Below are 16,202 nucleotides of genomic sequence, written 5' to 3' on the forward strand. Positions count from 1 at the left end.
TACACCAAGTGGTGCGAGGATAATCTGGAATCGCCTGTTCCGCAAAAGAAGTTCAGCCAGTTCCTGCTGAAAAATGCGGGGAAGTATGGCCTGACCTTTTCCAAGCACATCGAGGGAAAGTACCGCGGCTTCCGGGGCGTATGCGTCCACCCCGCCTTTGCTGCGGCATAAAACACACAAAAAGTGAAATTCTCCCGCCCCACGCGCCCCAAATCAGTGGTTTCGACTTGTTATCGCTGTTTTCCTAGGGCGCGTGTCCGCCCTTTTGGGCGGATACAGGGCGGCAACACGCCCTTCGGGGCGGGAGAGAAGGCAAGATGCGCCCCAAAAGGGCGCATACAATTCAGCCATGCGCCCTGTAAAATCAACACAGAAAGGTACTTTTGTGTGGTTTGGGGCGCGTGGGGCGCGTAAATTCAAGTTCTCGCACTTTTTTAGGCTGCTGCTTCGGGTCAGGAGCGGCAGGCCCTTACATATTTACCAGCCCACAGGGTGCAGCTCAACCGGAGCTGCACCGGGTCTGGAGAAGTGCAAAGGAGACATGCCTATGACGAATGTCCGCAAAAATCCCGCTAAACTGACCCGTGAGGACTTGAAAATCGCGCCCGAATCCCCTACAATGGAATTGTCCGAAACCCCTGCCGTAGAACCTTCTGACCAGACCAGCAAAACCGTCCGACACGCCCCGCTCGTTTACCGGGTGGAGGAGATCGCCCAACTGTTGGCGATCTCCAACCGTGCTGCGTACAATCTGTGCAACACCACGAAAGACTTCAAGGTGATCCGCCTCGGTACCAGCATCCGGGTAAGCAAGCAGAGCTTTGACGATTGGTTTGCTGCGGTCTGAGGGAGGGAATATCTATGGCATCTATTCTCAGGCGCGGAGATTCCTACTCCGTTCGTTTCAAATACAAAGACCATGCTGGCCGGATCTGTGAAGGCTGGGAGAGTTTCAAAACCAAGAAGGAAGCGCAAGACCGCAAGATCTCGGTAGAGAAAGAACTCTTGGACGGTACGTTCCTCATACCCGATGCAATGACGGTAGCGGAAATGCTGTACAAGTGGCTCCCCATCCAGTCCAGCAAGCACAAGTGGGCACCCAAAACCTACACCCACACGGTAGCCATGATTCAGAATCTTGTCGTGCCCTATCTCGGCAAGAAGCAGATTCAGAAGGTTCAGACGTATGACCTCGAACAGTTTTACGCCACGCTGAGCCGGACACCGCGCGGACTGTATAAGCAGGGTGTCAAGCAAACGCTCACCGACAAACAGAAGCGGCAGTTTCTGACGGGTGCTTCCATCCGGGAAGTCCACGCCATGCTCAAGACTGCTTTTTCCTATGCCGTTGAGTGGGGTCTGCTCCTCAAGTCACCGATTCCGAGAGAAGCCCCGAAATCGACCTCGGAAGAACGTGCCATCTGGGACGAAAAGACCATGCTTGCTGCGTTGCAGACCATGACCGACCCTACGCTCCACCTTGCTGTTCATCTGAGCATGATTCTCTCGCTGCGTGTCGGAGAGATCCTTGGCTTGCAGCCGGGAGACATCGACTTCGATGCAGCGGATGGACGTGGGACCATCACGGTCGGCAGGAGCTTACAGCGCACCGAAAAGGCTGCACTGGAAAAGACCGACCCGAATCAGATCTACCACATCTTCCCCGACCAGCGTGAGGGCAGCAGCTCCGCACTGGTGCTGAAGAAGCCGAAAACCAAGAAATCCAGCCGCACCCTTTATCTGACGAGACCCTTGAAAGAGGAACTGCTGGCTTGGCTGGAAAAGCTCCGTCAGGACGAGCTTGCCATGGATGGCAGATATCGCAACTGTGGCCAGCTCTTCCGCCTGCCCAACGGTATGCCTGTTGCCCCGGAAGCCCTTTCTAAATGGTACCGCACTTGGCGTGCAGAGCACCCGGAGTTTGAGAAGATCGTGTTCCACGGTCTGCGCCACTCCAGTGCCACTTACCAGTTGATTGAATCCGGCGGCAACATCAAGGCCGTGCAGGGCAACACCGGCCACGCCACCACGGGCATCCTGATGGACACCTACGCCCACACGCAGGACAAGCCCCGGTTGGAGCTGGCTGAGAAGCTGGAAGCAGACTTCTATTCACAGGACATCAGCTCCCCCAAATCCGGCTCTGTGCCGGTAAAAGAAAATCTGCCGGACAGCATCCAGATCACCCCGGAAGGGCTGCTGAAAGTTGTCCGACAGATGAACCCCGAGCAGCGGCGTGAGTTCACCCGCCTGCTGTTCGCCTGAAAAAAGTATGGAAAAAACGCTCACGATGCACAGAATGCAGACAATGCAAGGAAAAACACGGCTTTCCCGCCGGTGTGCAAAAAGTGTGCAAAAGTGTGCAGAGCCCCAGAAAAAGGAAAATCCCACGAGGAATCTTACGATTCTTCGTGGGATTTTGGTGCGCTCGAGGGAACTCGAATCCCTGGCCCTCTGATTAAAAGTCAGATGCTCTACCGGCTGAGCTACGAGCGCATATTTCCGCAGTGAACATACTGCCGAATAATATTACCACAACTTGCGCAAAAATGCAAGGGTTCCCGGGCAAAAAGGCGCAAAAAGCTCCTGCATCGGTGTGGGCTTCCGCTTTTCATCCGCGCAGCAGATCGAAGATGCTCCGGTGTCGGCAGCGGAAGGGGCTTCATCCCGATAACTTCCTCTTTACAAACCCGGCAAGAATCGTTACAATCAAATCAAATCCGTCTGCAGTGCGCTGCGTTTTACTGCCCGGCAGTGTGCGCCCCGCCGCGCTGCACCCGCAAACTTTTTCCCGGCTTTGGCATTCTGCCGGGCCGCGCCGATACGTTTTTTGCAGGAGGTTTTTCCTATGAAGATCACTCGCCGTACTGTTCTTCGCCTGACCGGTGCCGCTGCCGCTTCGCTGGCGCTTTCCAGCTGCAGTGCTTCCGGCAGTGCCATTCTGGGCAGCAATTTTTCCAGCTGGCTCCAGCAGACACTGGGCATCAGTTCTTCCGGCGCAGCTTCTTCTGCTGCATCCTCGGAGACCATGGTTGCTTCCTCGCTGGCAGCAGGCGAGCAGCCCGCTGCCAGTCTTGCCGCACTGCCCGCTTACGATGCCGACCCGCTGACCGGTGAGGCCAAGCGCAGCAATGGCCGTATCGTGGGCGTGATGGTGAACAACATCTCCAACACCTCCCGTCAGAACGCCCGTCCGCAGCGCGGTCTTTCCTCTGCCGATCTGCTGATCGAGTGCAAGGTGGAGGGCGGCATCACCCGCTTCTGCGCGGTGTTCCACGATGCCGACTCCATCCCGGAGATCGGCCCGCTGCGCTCTGGCCGCGACCAGTTCCTGCAGCTGCTGATGCCCTATCAGGCGCTGTACTACCACGACGGTGAGAGCGCCGCCTGCACCAAATTCATCAGCGTATACAACTATTCCGGCCTGAACATCGGCGGCAAGAGCTACTTTAATACTCCCACCCATCCGCATGTGGCTCACCGCGACAGCCGGGGCCGGGATGTGGCCTATGAACACACCGAGTTCACCTCCGGCAAGGAGATCCGGCAGGCCGCTTCCAATGCGGGCATCGGCCTGAAATACGATTACGACACCACCTTCTTCCGCTTTGCGGACTACCGCACCGGCGAGGAGAATGCCATGCAGGGTGCAGCATCCGGCAGGACGGTCAGCATCACCCACTCGGACCACTACAAGACCAGCTTCCGCTATGATCCGCAGTCCCGCACCTATAAAATGCAGATGTACAGCCGCATCTCCGGCAAGTTTGAAAACACCGTGGACGAGCTGAACGCAAAGCAGCTGAGCTTTGACAACCTGCTGGTCTGCTTTGCTCCCATCGAGCGCTATTCCGGCGACTCCGGCGATGTGCAGCAGGTAAGCTACATCTCCGGCGGCGATGCCTATTATTTCAGCCGCGGCGCTGTACAGCATGGCCGCTGGGAAAAGGCTTCGCCTGAGCATCCGCTGCGGGTCTACGACAAGACCGGTGCGCAGATGCTTTTCAACCGCGGCAAGACCTATCTTGCCATCGTGGACGACGACGAGTGGTCCAACTTCAGCTATCAGTAACGAGGGAACCGCATGAAACGCATCTGGAATCTGGCCCTTGGCACGGCGGTGCTGTGCACAGCCCTGCTGTGCGGGTGTGCGCTGTCCGGCACCACTGCCCCGGACAGTGCAGCGCCCACCGACCCGCTGACCGGGCAGGAGCTGCAGTATCCCGGCGAACGCACCGCCGCCGTGGTGATCGACAACGCCGCTTCCAGCACCACACAGTGGGGTATTGGCAGCGCATCGGTGGTGCTGGAAGCCCTGACCGAGAGCGGCCAGCCCACCAGCCTGTGCTTGGCTTATCCTTCGGTATCGGCCATGCCAACCGTCGGCCCAGTGACCCTTGGGCAGGACCTTTACTGGCGGCTGCTCAGCGGGCAGGAAGTACTGCCCATCCAGCGGGGTGCAGGGCAGTTTGCCCGCAACTATCTGGATTATTATAACCTGCGGGCCGTGGACGCGCTGGAAGTGGGCCGCAACGCCTTTTCCTGCGATGATGTCTGGAGCGGCGCGCCGCTGTGGCATACCAGCGGCGGGGAGGTTGCTTCCGTGCTGGGCAGCCTGAACCTTTCCGGCGCATTGGGCGACCATGGCAGCAGCGCTTCCTCCTCGGCCAGCACTGCCGAGGACAGTTCTGCCATTTCCGCTCTGCCCGCCCTGCTGCCGCAGGCCAAAGAGCCCCGTCTGCCGGAGCCCGGTTCCCGGGATGCCGAACAGGTGCAGATCAACTTTGCGCCCCAAAGCACCACCGGCTTTGCCTACGATGCGGCCAGCGGCACCTACGGGATGCTCCGTGCCGACGGCACCGCCCAGCTGGATGCCAACACCGGCGCGCAGGCGCAATTCGACAATCTGCTGGTCCTTTACTCCGCTTCCAGCCTGCGGGACGACGGCACCACGCTGGACTACGACCTGTCCCTTGGCGGCGGTGTCTGGCTGAACGGCAGCCAGCTGTGGCACATCACATGGACGCAGGGCACAGACTCCACCTTTGCCTTTTATGATGCCGACGGCAGGCCGCTGAGCATCCGCACCGGACACAGCTACATTGCGCTGGTCTCCAGCGTGACCGGGCAGGAGCTGACGGTATTGGATTCCGCCGGGCAGAATGTGCTGAATTGACAAGACAAAAAAAGACCATCTGAGGCATTTTTAACTGTATCTCAGATGGTCTTTTATTACGTTCAGGAACTCCTTCCGTCATGGAGGGAGGCTTTGGCAATACGGCCAAGTTTTCCTTTTCGCCAGAGGCTCCCTCTCCGAGGGAGCTGTCGAGCGTATGCGAGACTGAAGGAGTTACAGATCCACCACGCTGCCGACCTCGGCAGGAGAGGTGGGCACCACGCCCAGCACGGCGCGGTCAGTGCTGCGGTTGACCGTAAAGGTCACGCTGCGGCCCGCCGCGAAATCCGGGTGATAGGTCAGTTCCAGCGTCTGCCAGTTGTCCGGCACTGCGCAGAAGCAGTGCAGCAGCGCGCCGCGGCCTGCCGTCAGGTTCAGGGTGAACACCGAAGCATCCGCCGCGTTCTCGCCGTAGAGCGGCGCAGCAAAGCTGCCGCAGCGCACCGGCTTGCCATCGCACACAGCGGTAACGCCGGTGCCCATACTGTACAGCTCACCAAGCGTGCACACCTCACGGCTCTGCAGATAGCTTGCGCCCACCGGCAGGGTGGATGCGGAGAGGTTTTCCACCGAGAGGTACACCAGCACATTGCCCATTTCCTGCGCAGGGGCATAGCCCAGCAGCTCCACGGCAGCTTTGCCGTCCAACAGGGCAGGTTCGCCTGCAAGACGCGGCTGCTGTGCCGCTGCAGGTACGCCGGTGAGCAGCGCTGCCGCAAGGCTGACCGCACCGGAGCCGGCACATTTCAGGAATGACCGGCGGGAAATGGACTGGGACATGGAACTTCCTCCTAAAATAATCGTTCCCTTATACAATAAAGGATTGCGCCGCTTCTGTCAAGGGATGGGCCGAAACTGTAACCGAATCCTTATTCAAAGGCTTCGTTCTCCTCGGTCTCAGCCTGACCGCGCAGGGTATCGGCATAGCCAAAGGGCACGATGTCGATGGCTTCCACCAGACGGTCCCGCATCCACAGCTGCACATCGGTCTGCACGGTGTAGCCGCAGCCGGGGTCTGCCATCCACTGCTCCGGGCGGCGGGTGGGCACGGCGCGCTGGCTGAGCATGCTCATGATCACGCCGCCATGGGTCACACAGGCTGCTTCGGTCACATCCATGCGGATCATATACTCAAACAGCTTCATCAGGCTTTCGGCGCAGCGGGCGTGGAACTGGTCGGTAGGCTCTGCGCCTTCGGGCACATAGCCGGAGCCGGGGGTGATCCACTTTTTAAAGTCCTCGTCGTGCACCAGCTCCTTGACCGGCTTGTTCTCAAACTTGCCAAAGCCGGCCTCCCGCAGGTCGTGCACGGTAAAGGTGTGCTTTGCATCCGGGAACAGGATGTTGGCTGTTTCCACCGCGCGCAGCAGCGGGGAGGAGAACACGGTATCCACCTGCGGATACTCGAACCGCTCTTTCAGCTCATTGAGCTGCGCGCGGCCCTCGTCGCACAGAGGGATGTCGGTGCCGCTGCCGATGTACAGGCCCTGCAGGTTGCCTGCAGTCATGCCGTGGCGGATGAGATGAAGCTTGAACGTTTTCATGGATAGTGCCTCTCTTTATCGCTGTGCGGCGGCACGGGAACGGGCGGCAAAACCCGCTGCGGAGAAAAAATCTGGCAGAAAAACGTGTCGTCTGCCAGATTTTTTGCTCTTTGGCGGCAGCTACGGCCCCGCGCACGCCACAAAATGTATGCGTTAATACCTATAGTTTAGCATAGATATGGTGTCCAGAGCAAGTCTTTTGACAAAAATGACGAAAATCAACGAAAAATATCGTCACTTTTCTTGCTTTACAAAAGGTTTTCCGTTGTGTATAATCAACCTGCTGTAAACCAAAAACAAGGATGTCCCCTTACATCGAACTTTGAGGAGCCAAAAATCATGGAATTCAACCGTATCATCAAGCTGCTGCGCAAGGAACGCGGCATCACCCAGAAGCAGGCCGCCGAGGATCTTGGCGTCTCGCAGGCGCTGCTGTCCCACTACGAAAAAGGCATCCGCGAATGCGGCCTGGACTTTGTGGTGCGCGTGGCAGACTATTATAATGTTTCCTGCGATTATCTTCTGGGCCGCAGTGCAGAGCGCAACGGCATGATGCTCTCGGCAGAAGACCTTCCGAACCCGGACAAGATGAAGGACAACATCTACCACGGCAGCGTGCTGCCCACCATGAACAAAAAGCTGATCTCCAACGGCCTGAACGTGCTGTACGCCAAGATCGGCCAGTGCCACAGCAAGGCCCTTACCACCGAGGTAAGCGCCTACCTGATGATGGCCGTAGCCAAAATGTTCCGCCTGCTGTACTCGGCCGAGCCCCACAACGCCGCCAGTATGTTCAGCATCGATCCCATCCGCTGGCGCGGCTGCTCCGATGCCGTGATGCGCATGTCCGAAGCCAACGTGGAAGCCCTGCTGGACGGACAGGATGTGAACGGCGGCGAGGGCGTAAAGGACCCGGCCTGCCTGACCATGACCACGGAAAGCCTGACCCGCGAGTTCCCGCTTTATACGCCCAGCCTGTTAAATCTGGTCAAAACCAGCGAAACACATGTGAAGGGCCTTACCCACGAAGGGTGATATTCCTGTGAAAAAGCTGTAAATTCAGCCCCAAAGCCCTTGCATCTTTCGGGCAGAAAGGGTATAAACAGAATAGAACATTCTGGAATACGGTTTTTCCTATCAAAAGGAGGATTTATTTTATGTCCAACTCCATTTCCCGCCGTACCTTCCTCAAGTGCACCGGCGCATCCGTTGCTGCTCTGGGCGCAGCAAGCCTGCTGGGCGGCTGCCAGCAGAATGGCAGCGCCACCATCGTGGATGTCAAGGTCGGTGATAAGGTCAGCAACTGGAACGGCCTTGGCGTTCAGCTGACCAGCCTGTTCAACATTGATACCGCACCTGCACAGGCCGGTTACGAATACATTGCTGTTCTGGTCACCGTGGTCAACCGCACCAAGAACCAGACCTTCAACATCGGCGCACAGAACCTGGCCGAGATCAACGCTGCTTATCCCGTGCCCCCGCAGGAGAACGTGGATGCAAACTTCCACGCACTGGCAGCAGCTTCTACCGATTTCTCTGCTTCCTGCGACGGCCAGAGCGTGGAGTGCGGTGCCAACATCTCGCTGTACAACTCCAACTCTCAGACCTTCTCGGATTCCACCAATCTGCCCCCGCAGGGTACCGGCTATCTGCAGCTGATGCTGATGGTCCCCAAGGGCTGGCAGCAGCTGAGCGTTACTTACATGCCCACCTTTGCAGCGGATAAGACCATGACCTTCGTCATGACCGCTGCAGACGTGACCCGCGCCTGATACGCGGCCCGCACAGGACGAAATTTCGTCGCAAAACAACGTCACAGCTCAAAATTTCATCATTTTATTTTGCCAAAAGGCATTGACATCCGGCCCGGTTTCGCCTATCTTATAGGTAATGCCGCAAGGCCGTACTGATCTGCTTTTTAAAGGAGGAACGAACATGTCCTATACATTCTCCCGCCGTGACTTTATGAAATATACCGCTCTTACCGCTGTTGCCATTGCAGGTTCCGGCATGCTGACCGGCTGCTCCAATCCGAACCGTCCTACCGGTACTGTTGGCAGCAAGCTGTCTCCGGGCGGCAACATCTGTGATGCCACGCTGAAGAGCGCTTCTTATAATCCGGATACGCTCACCTGCGAGTTTGAGATCTATACCAAGGTGAGCCTGCAGGTCAACCAGCAGCATTTCCAGGTAAATGTTACCGATGCTGACAATAAGCTGCATACTTATTATCAGGGTGTCTCCGGTGTCACGATTGATTTGGTAGGTGGTTCCAACGCCAGTGTCGATGCGAAGACTACTGTGACTCCTACGCTGAAGGTTTCCGGTATTGAGAACCTTACCAGCGCATCCAAGGTTCAGGTGCTGTACATTCCGAAGATGTACGCAAACGGTAGCATCACTGATTCCTACAGTGATGTCTACGGCACTTGGGACATCACCGATGCCATCAAGGTTACGATTGTGGACTGATTTTACTTTTGCATTAAAGGCCCGCACCCTGTGGTGCGGGTCTTTTTGCGTATGCGGGCCATTTGTATCCAAGTTTTGGGCGATATCATGTAAAATACACAAAGTTTTTTAGTAGATTTATGCCTTGTGCACAGGTTTCTTTTCCGGTACAATAGGGTTATAAAAATGTGCAGGAGCATCGCAGCGATGCGGTGCTTTTTGCATTTGAGGGGCAACCCGGAAAACCTGAAAAGGAGTGCTGTTTCGATGATCAATATGGTAAAGCTTCCCACCAAAAAAAGTAACCTGTTCCTTCGCGTAGCAAAGGGCCACTTTGCTACCAGCCACAGCCATATCAACTATTACATCGATGTCACCACCCAGAAGTCCCGCCTTTCCGAGGCCAAGGCCGTGGCAAAGGAGCTGGTGGCCGCTTACCAGCACAGCACCATTGTGGACACCGTGCTCTGTCTGGACGGCACGCAGGTGATCGGCACCTGCCTTGCCAACGAGCTGACCAAGGACGGCTTTGCCAACATGAACGCCCACCAGACCATTTATGTGATCACCCCGGAGTACACCACCGGCAGCCAGATCATCCTGCGCGACAATCTGGCCCCCATGGTCAAGGGCAAGCATGTGCTCATTCTGTCCGCTTCCATCACCACCGGCTACACCGTGCAGGCCGCTGTGGAGGCCGTGAACTACTACGGCGGCACCGTGGCAGGCCTTTCCGCTATTTTTGCCACCACCCATGAGTGCATGGGCTATGAAGTCACCTCCATCTTTGACCCCGCCAGCCTGCCGGACTACGCCAGCTTTGACAGCCGCGACTGCCCCCTGTGCAAGGCCGGCCAGCACATCGATGCGCTGGTGAACAGCTTTGGCTATTCGGCGCTGTAACCCCTTTCAGTCTGCTCACTTTGTTCGCATCCAGCTCCCCCGAAAGGGGGAGCTTTCTTTGTGCTTCCCGTAAAATGCAAAAAGCTCTCCCTTTCGGGAGAGCTGGCATCGCGCAGCGATGACTGAGAGGGTTATTTTTTCGGGAACACAAACGGCTCGTGCAGGTACACCGCCACCAGATATGCCGTCATGAAGAACCAGATGATGGGCTCGCACAGGATGACCGCATTGTACTGGAATTTCGGGATGAACACCAGCACAAAGATCACCTTGCCCACCAGCTCGATCACGCTGGAGAACAGCGGCAGCACCTTCTGGCCAAGGCTCTGCAGCGCGTAGCGGGTGCACAGCAGCACCCCCAGCACCGCATAGAACGGTGCGTTCCACAGCAGGTACCGCGCACCGTTTTCCAGCACGATGGGTTCCGAAGAGCCGGAGATCAGCTGCACCATCCACTGAGCACCAAAGTTCATCAGCACCACGGCGGCGACCATCACCACCACTGAGTACAGATACATCTGCCGCATTCCCCTGCGCACACGGTCGGGCTGGTTTGCGCCGCGGTTCTGGGAAACGAAGGTGGAACCGGCGTTCGCCATGGAGATGAGCGGCATCTCCGTAAAGGCAAACAGCTTGCGGGCAGCGGTGTGCCCCGCAATGGTCAGGGTGCCAAGCCCGTTGATGCCGTACTGCAGCACCACCGAACCAGCAGACACGATGCTGCTCATCAGGCCCATGGAGATGCTCTGGCTGAACAGCTCCCAGTAGAGATGACTGCCCACGGCGAAATGCTTTTTCTCCGGGATGAGGATGCACACCCTTGCCAGCACGTACAGAACGCACAGCACCACCGAGATGCCCTGTGCAATGACCGTTGCCACCGCTGCGCCCCGCACGCCCATGCCAACCCCGGCAATGAACCACAGGTCCAGCCCCACGTTCAGCACCGAGCTGATGAGCAGGAACACCAGCGGCATTACGCTGTTGCCAATGGCGCGCAGCAGGCCTGCGCACAGGTTATACATAAACATGACCACAACGCCAAGGTCGATCACGATGATGTAGCTGTAGGCATCTTCCAGAATTTCTGCCGGGGTATCCAGCAGCTGCAGCAGGGCATGCAGGCCGAAAAAGCCTGCCGCTGTAATGACCAGCGAGGCGATCAGGCCAATGACGACCGACCCCACCACCGTGCGCTTGAGCAGTTCTTCGTCCTGCGCACCGTAGGAGCGCGCTGCAACGATGGCAAGGCCATTGCCGATACCGATGCCAAAGCCGACTAAAAGCTCGTAGATCGAGCCGCAGGAGCCAATGGCGGCAAGGGCTGTATCGCCCAGCACATTGCCCACGATCATGGTATCCACCGTGTTGTAGAGCTGCTGGAACAGGTTGGAAACCAGAATGGGCAGCATGAACAGCAGCAGGCTTTTTAAAATAGGCCCGTGCATCAGGTCTACGTTCATGTTGAAGAAGCTTTTCTTTTGGGGCTGCGCGTGGGTCATAGGGTTCCTCCAAAGTTCTATTTTTACCGCAAAACAACCCTCTCAGTCTCGCTGGCGCTCGCCAGCTCCCCCGAAGGGGGGAGCTTTTATGCTGCGTAAAAGAAACAGCAAAACCTCCCCCTTTCGGGGGAGGTGGCAATGCGAAGCATTGACGGAGAGGGTTATCTCCAATTTTTTACAGCTCCTGCGTCTCGAAGCCGCTGCCGGTAAGCACCTGCACGCTGGTAAAGCCTGCAGCCTTGATGGCGGCGGCAGCTTCGTCAAAGCCGTAGGTCAGGCTGTTGATATCATGAGAATCAGAAGTGATGATGACCTTGCCGCCCATCTTCTGCCACTCGCCCAGCAGCCACGGGCCGGGGTAGAAGTCCTTGCGGTAGCCGCGGTACACGCTGCCGGTGTTCACTTCCAGCAGGCAATCGTTTGCCTTTGCGGCCTGCAGGGCCTTGAGGGCAGCGGCCTTGTAGCGGGGCGACTCTTCGTCGAAGAACTCGCCGTTGGCATTCAGCTTCTTGATGAGGTCGATGTGGGCCAGAATATCCGGCTTGAGGGCAGCCACCTTTTCCACCTCGGCAAAGTAGGCTTCCACAGCGGCAAGGGGGTCTGCGTCAAAATCATCGTTGATGCAGTCCCACAGGTCCTGCGGGCGAAAATCGATCTCGTAATACTTGCCGGTGTTCTTGCCGTACAGGTGGTGTGCGCTGCCGATCCAGTAATCGTAACCGGTGCGCTTATCCTCGCTCAGGATATCCCACTCGATGCCGCACAGGATATCCACCTTGCCCTTGTACTCGGTCTTGAGCTTGGCAATGGTGGCCTTGTACTGGGCGGTGCGGCTGGGGCTCATGCAGTATTCGCGGTCGCGCTGGGTGTAGCTATGGCCGGTGAAGCCCAGCGTGGTCAAGCCCTGCGCACACGCAGCACTTGCCATATCCTGCAAGGTATTTTTGCCATCGCACATAGTGGAGTGGCAATGGACACTGGACTTCTTATAATCTGCCATAGATAATTCACTGCATCCTTTCCTGTTTGACCTTGTGGTCAATGACGTGACGTTTTTCCAGTTCACGGGTCACATCCTCCACCGTGATGCCGGCGCTGACCATCAGCACCAGAACATGGTAGGCAAGATCGCTGATCTCGTAAACGGTCTCTTCCTTATCCTCTTTTTCGCCCGCAATGATGACCTCGGTGCACTCTTCGCCCACCTTTTTCAGGATCTTCTCCTTGCCCTTCTCGAACAGGTAGGTGGTGTAGCTGCCCTCCTTGGGGCTATCCTTGCGGCCCTTGATGAGCTGGTACAGGCCCTGCCAGCTGAACTGCTTCAGTTCCGGCGAGACGTATACTTCGTTGAAGAAGCAGCTCTCGGCACCGGTGTGGCAGGCGGGGCCGGATTTGACCACTTCCACCACCAGAGCATCGGCATCGCAGTCGGCGGTGATGGACACCACCCGCTGCACGTTGCCGCTGGTCTCGCCCTTACGCCAGATCTCCTGACGGCTGCGGCTCCAGAACACAGTGCGGCCCTCGGCAATGGTGAGCGCCAGCGTCTCGGCGTTCATGTACGCGAGGGTGAGCACCTCTTTGGTGTAGTGGTCCTGCACGATGGCAGGGATCAGGCCCTTTTCATCAAATTTCAGATTCATAACGGTTCTCCCTCCCCGGATGGGGATATTACTAGTTTAGCGTATTCGGTGCGCAAACGCAAGAGTTTGCGGGTTGTTTTTGTGGAAATCCAGTTTCGCGTTACGGCTTCTCCCCGCGCCGGGGAGAAATACCCCGGCGTTACAGCCGCATCTCCACGCCGTTTGCGTTGAGGTATTCTTTCAGGTCGCGGATGGTCAGCAGCTTCTGGTGGAAGATGCCCGCCGCAAGGCCTGCGTCGATGCCCTTGTGGTGGAACAGCTCCAGAAAGTCTTCCTTTTTGCCTGCGCCGCCGCTGGCAATGATGGGCACGTTCACCCGCGCCGCAACTGCATCCAGCATCTCAAGGTCGAAGCCGCTGCGCACGCCGTCGGTATCGATGCTGTTCAGGCAGATCTCGCCCGCGCCGTGGTCCACGCACCAGCTGATCCAGTCCAGTGCATCCCGGCCGGTGTCCTCGCGCCCGCCCTTGGCGAACACCCGGAACTGGCCGTCTACACGCTTCACATCGGCAGAGAGCACCACACACTGGTTGCCGTAGCGCTGTGCTGCCGCCGGGATGAGGTCGGGATTTTTGAGTGCGCCCGAGTTGACGCTGACCTTGTCCGCGCCGCACTTGAGCACCCGGTCAAAATCTTCCAGCGTGTTGATGCCGCCGCCCACCGTGAGCGGGATAAAAATTTCGCTGGCGACGCGGGTCAGGATATCCGTAAACAGCGCCCGGCCCTCGAAGCTGGCGGTGATATCGTAGAACACCAGCTCGTCGGCACCGGCAGCGTTGTACATGCGGGCCATTTCCACCGGGTCGGCCACGTCCCGGATGCCTTCAAAGTTCGTGCCCTTGACCACGCGGCCATTGCGCACATCAAGGCAGGGAATAATGCGTTTGGTGATCATGTCATTTTCCCTCCGTTCACTCCTGTACCAGCTGCACGCAGCGCGCAAGGTCCAGTGCGCCGGTGTACAGGCTCTTGCCTAAAATGGCAGCGGCAGTGCCCATTTTTTTCAGTTCCAGAAGCTCTGCTTCGGACGAGATGCCGCCGCTAGCCGTAAAGGCCACGCCGGGCACCTCTTTGGCAAGCGTGCGGTACAGGCCGAGGTTCGTGCCCCTCATGGCACCGTCGCAGGCAATGTCCGTGTAGATGATGGCGGTGCATCCGGCATCTGCCAGCCGCTTGCAGAAGTCCACACCCGGCTCGGCGCTCACTTCCTTCCAGCCATGGATGGCCACATAGCCGTCCTTTGCGTCCACGCCCACGGCAATTTTATCGCCGTATTTTTTCAGCATCCGGGCGGTAAAGGCAAAATCCGTCACCGCCACGCTGCCAAGGATGCAGCGGCCCACGCCGAGGGAGAGGTATGTTTCAATGCGTTCCTCGGTGCGGATGCCGCCGCCCACCTCAATGTATAAGCCGCCCTGTTTTGCCAGCGCGGCAATGGTATCGTAGTTTGAAAGGGTGCCGTCCTTTGCGCCGTCCAGATCGACGACGTGCAGATTTTTGGCCCCCGCTGCAAGGAACTCCCGCGCCTGTGCACAGGGATCCTCGCCGTAGACGGTCATGCGGCTGTAGTCGCCCTGCGTCAGGCGCACCACCTTGCCGCCCCGCAGGTCAATGGCTGGAAATAATTGCATTTGAATCTCCTTCAGAAACGAACCCTCTCAGGCTCGCATTCGCTCGCCAGCTCTCCCGAAGGGAGAGCTTTTTACATTTTACGGTTCACTCTTTAGAAGCTCCCCCTTCGGGGGAGCTGGCAACGCCGCAGGCGTTGACTGAGAGGGTTATAGCTCCGCAAACGCCTTCAAAATTCGTAGTCCGGTATCCCCGCTCTTTTCCGGGTGGAACTGGGTGCCATACACCCTGCCCGCCCGCACCGCGCCGGTGACGGGAATGGAATAGTCGCTCACAGCCAGTGTACTCTCCGTACAGTTCTTGCCGTAGTAGCTGTGGACGTAATAGACGTATTCGCCCTCACGGATGTACTTGAACAGCGGGTCGTCCTTTACAATGTGCAAGGCGTTCCAGCCGATCTGCGGCACCTTCAGGCTCTTGTCCGCAAGGTCGGGCTCCAGCGGGCAGACCTCGCCCTTCACAAAGCCGAGGCCTTCGTGCTCACCGTACTCGTAGCTCTTTTCAAACAGCAGCTGCATGCCAAGGCAGATGCCCAGCAGCGGCTTCCTTTCGGCTTCTTCTTTCATGACCGGTACAAGGCCCGTCGCCTCCAGCTTGGCCATTGCATCGGCAAAAGCGCCCACGCCCGGCAGGATCAGCCGGTCGGCTTTGCGGATGGTGTCCGCGTCGGCGGTGACGACCGCTTCCAGCCCCAGCTGCTTCAGGCTGGACTTCAGGCTGAACAGGTTGCCCACGCCATAATCGATAATTGCGATCATACCAGCAGTCCTTTCGTGGAAGGAATTTCGTCCTTGTGGGCTTCGTCGATCTTCACGGCCGCGCCCAGTGCATGGCCTGCGCCCTTGAAGCAGGCCTCGAGGATGTGGTGTGTATTTTCTCCCGCAAATTGTACAAAGTGGATCGTGGCGGGCACGCTGCGGGCAAAGCCCAGCCAGAATTCCTTGGCGCACTCCACGTCAAAATCGCCCACCTTTTCGGTGCTGCAATGGACATCCCAGTTCAGGGTGCAGCGGCCCGAAAGATCGACGGCGCACAGGATCAGCGCTTCATCCATGGGCAGATAGAAGCTGCCGTAGCGCTGGATACCGCGCATATCGCCCAGCGCCCGTGCAAAGGCCTGACCCAGTGCAATGCCCACATCCTCGGTGGTGTGGTGGTAGTCCACCTGCACATCGCCGTGGCAGGTGAGCACCAGATCGAACCGGCCATGGCGGGCGAACAGCTCCAGCATGTGGTTCAGAAAGCCGCACCCGGTGTCCACCTCGTAGCGGCCGGTGCCGTCCAGATCAAGGGTAAGGTCGATCTGGGTCTCATTGGTGTTGCGTTCCAGCGAGATCATTCGGTTCGGCATGGT

General features: G+C 57.9%; 17 protein-coding genes and 1 tRNA gene. 8 read left to right on the top strand and 10 right to left on the bottom strand.

Annotated features, from left to right (window positions below; all coding sequences use genetic code 11):
- Positions 1-541: 541 nt before the first annotated feature.
- Both GKG34_RS05270 and GKG34_RS05275 read left to right on the top strand, forming a co-directional pair.
- Positions 542-847: a helix-turn-helix domain-containing protein gene (locus tag GKG34_RS05270; RefSeq protein WP_154255733.1), complete on the top strand. Its 306-nt coding sequence runs from the start codon at positions 542-544 to the stop codon at positions 845-847.
- Positions 848-861: 14 nt separating this feature from the next.
- Positions 862-2,265 carry a site-specific integrase gene (locus GKG34_RS05275; RefSeq protein ID WP_112143829.1) on the top strand — a complete coding sequence of 468 codons (1,404 nt, stop codon included), beginning with the start codon at positions 862-864 and terminating at the stop codon, positions 2,263-2,265.
- Positions 2,266-2,420: 155 nt separating this feature from the next.
- Here the strand turns inward: GKG34_RS05275 and GKG34_RS05280 are convergent.
- Positions 2,421-2,496, bottom strand: a tRNA-Lys gene (locus GKG34_RS05280).
- Between the two features lie 352 nt (positions 2,497-2,848).
- Between GKG34_RS05280 and GKG34_RS05285 the strand changes: the two genes are divergently transcribed.
- Both GKG34_RS05285 and GKG34_RS05290 read left to right on the top strand, forming a co-directional pair.
- A complete protein-coding gene (locus tag GKG34_RS05285) occupies positions 2,849-4,072 on the top strand; it encodes a DUF3048 domain-containing protein (RefSeq protein ID WP_044953898.1) in 1,224 nt (407 codons plus the stop codon).
- A gap of 12 nt (positions 4,073-4,084) precedes the next feature.
- Positions 4,085-5,176, top strand: coding sequence for a DUF3048 C-terminal domain-containing protein (locus GKG34_RS05290; protein ID WP_005943623.1), 1,092 nt, complete (start codon positions 4,085-4,087; stop codon positions 5,174-5,176).
- Positions 5,177-5,350: 174 nt separating this feature from the next.
- On the opposite strand, the gene GKG34_RS05295 is transcribed toward GKG34_RS05290, so the two are convergent.
- Both GKG34_RS05295 and GKG34_RS05300 read right to left on the bottom strand, forming a co-directional pair.
- A complete protein-coding gene (locus GKG34_RS05295; RefSeq protein WP_005943625.1) occupies positions 5,351-5,956 on the bottom strand; it encodes a hypothetical protein in 606 nt (201 codons plus the stop codon).
- Positions 5,957-6,045: 89 nt separating this feature from the next.
- Positions 6,046-6,720 (bottom strand): histidine phosphatase family protein, encoded by a 675-nt coding sequence (locus GKG34_RS05300; protein ID WP_005943629.1) that lies wholly within the window; start codon positions 6,718-6,720, stop codon positions 6,046-6,048.
- A gap of 339 nt (positions 6,721-7,059) precedes the next feature.
- Here GKG34_RS05300 and GKG34_RS05305 point away from each other — a divergent pair, with 339 nt between their 5' ends.
- The 4 genes from GKG34_RS05305 to GKG34_RS05320 all read left to right on the top strand — a co-directional run bounded on the left by GKG34_RS05305 (position 7,060) and on the right by GKG34_RS05320 (position 10,074).
- The gene (locus tag GKG34_RS05305; RefSeq protein ID WP_005943631.1) at positions 7,060-7,755 is read left to right on the top strand and encodes a helix-turn-helix transcriptional regulator; all 696 of its coding nucleotides are present in this window, start codon (positions 7,060-7,062) and stop codon (positions 7,753-7,755) included.
- A gap of 122 nt (positions 7,756-7,877) precedes the next feature.
- Positions 7,878-8,492, top strand: coding sequence for a twin-arginine translocation signal domain-containing protein (locus tag GKG34_RS05310; RefSeq protein ID WP_005943633.1), 615 nt, complete (start codon positions 7,878-7,880; stop codon positions 8,490-8,492).
- Positions 8,493-8,655: 163 nt separating this feature from the next.
- Positions 8,656-9,192 (top strand): twin-arginine translocation signal domain-containing protein, encoded by a 537-nt coding sequence (locus GKG34_RS05315; RefSeq protein WP_154255734.1) that lies wholly within the window; start codon positions 8,656-8,658, stop codon positions 9,190-9,192.
- Between the two features lie 246 nt (positions 9,193-9,438).
- Positions 9,439-10,074: a phosphoribosyltransferase gene (locus tag GKG34_RS05320; protein ID WP_044953901.1), complete on the top strand. Its 636-nt coding sequence runs from the start codon at positions 9,439-9,441 to the stop codon at positions 10,072-10,074.
- A gap of 131 nt (positions 10,075-10,205) precedes the next feature.
- Here the strand turns inward: GKG34_RS05320 and GKG34_RS05325 are convergent, their stop codons facing one another.
- The 7 genes from GKG34_RS05325 to hisB all read right to left on the bottom strand — a co-directional run bounded on the left by GKG34_RS05325 (position 10,206) and on the right by hisB (position 16,199).
- Positions 10,206-11,576, bottom strand: a complete 1,371-nt coding sequence (locus GKG34_RS05325) for an MATE family efflux transporter (protein WP_154255735.1) — start codon at positions 11,574-11,576, stop codon at positions 10,206-10,208.
- Between the two features lie 175 nt (positions 11,577-11,751).
- Positions 11,752-12,576 (bottom strand): histidinol-phosphatase HisJ family protein, encoded by an 825-nt coding sequence (locus GKG34_RS05330; RefSeq protein ID WP_044953902.1) that lies wholly within the window; start codon positions 12,574-12,576, stop codon positions 11,752-11,754.
- Between the two features lie 7 nt (positions 12,577-12,583).
- On the bottom strand, positions 12,584-13,219 hold the full coding sequence (gene hisIE, locus GKG34_RS05335) for a bifunctional phosphoribosyl-AMP cyclohydrolase/phosphoribosyl-ATP diphosphatase HisIE (protein ID WP_005943640.1): 636 nt from the start codon (positions 13,217-13,219) through the stop codon (positions 12,584-12,586).
- 139 nt (positions 13,220-13,358) lie between these two features.
- Positions 13,359-14,114: an imidazole glycerol phosphate synthase subunit HisF gene (gene hisF, locus GKG34_RS05340; RefSeq protein WP_005943642.1), complete on the bottom strand. Its 756-nt coding sequence runs from the start codon at positions 14,112-14,114 to the stop codon at positions 13,359-13,361.
- Positions 14,115-14,130: 16 nt separating this feature from the next.
- The gene (gene hisA / locus GKG34_RS05345; protein ID WP_097774582.1) at positions 14,131-14,850 is read right to left on the bottom strand and encodes a 1-(5-phosphoribosyl)-5-[(5-phosphoribosylamino)methylideneamino]imidazole-4-carboxamide isomerase; all 720 of its coding nucleotides are present in this window, start codon (positions 14,848-14,850) and stop codon (positions 14,131-14,133) included.
- 147 nt (positions 14,851-14,997) lie between these two features.
- On the bottom strand, positions 14,998-15,606 hold the full coding sequence (gene hisH / locus GKG34_RS05350) for an imidazole glycerol phosphate synthase subunit HisH (protein ID WP_005943646.1): 609 nt from the start codon (positions 15,604-15,606) through the stop codon (positions 14,998-15,000).
- Positions 15,603-16,199 carry an imidazoleglycerol-phosphate dehydratase HisB gene (gene hisB, locus GKG34_RS05355; RefSeq protein WP_120019996.1) on the bottom strand — a complete coding sequence of 199 codons (597 nt, stop codon included), beginning with the start codon at positions 16,197-16,199 and terminating at the stop codon, positions 15,603-15,605. Before hisB ends, hisH begins: the two co-directional genes overlap by 4 nt.
- Positions 16,200-16,202 lie beyond the last annotated feature (3 nt).

It is taken from the genome of Faecalibacterium sp. BIOML-A4, from assembly GCF_009679665.1.
GTDB classification, from domain to species: Bacteria; Bacillota; Clostridia; order Oscillospirales; family Ruminococcaceae; genus Faecalibacterium; species Faecalibacterium taiwanense.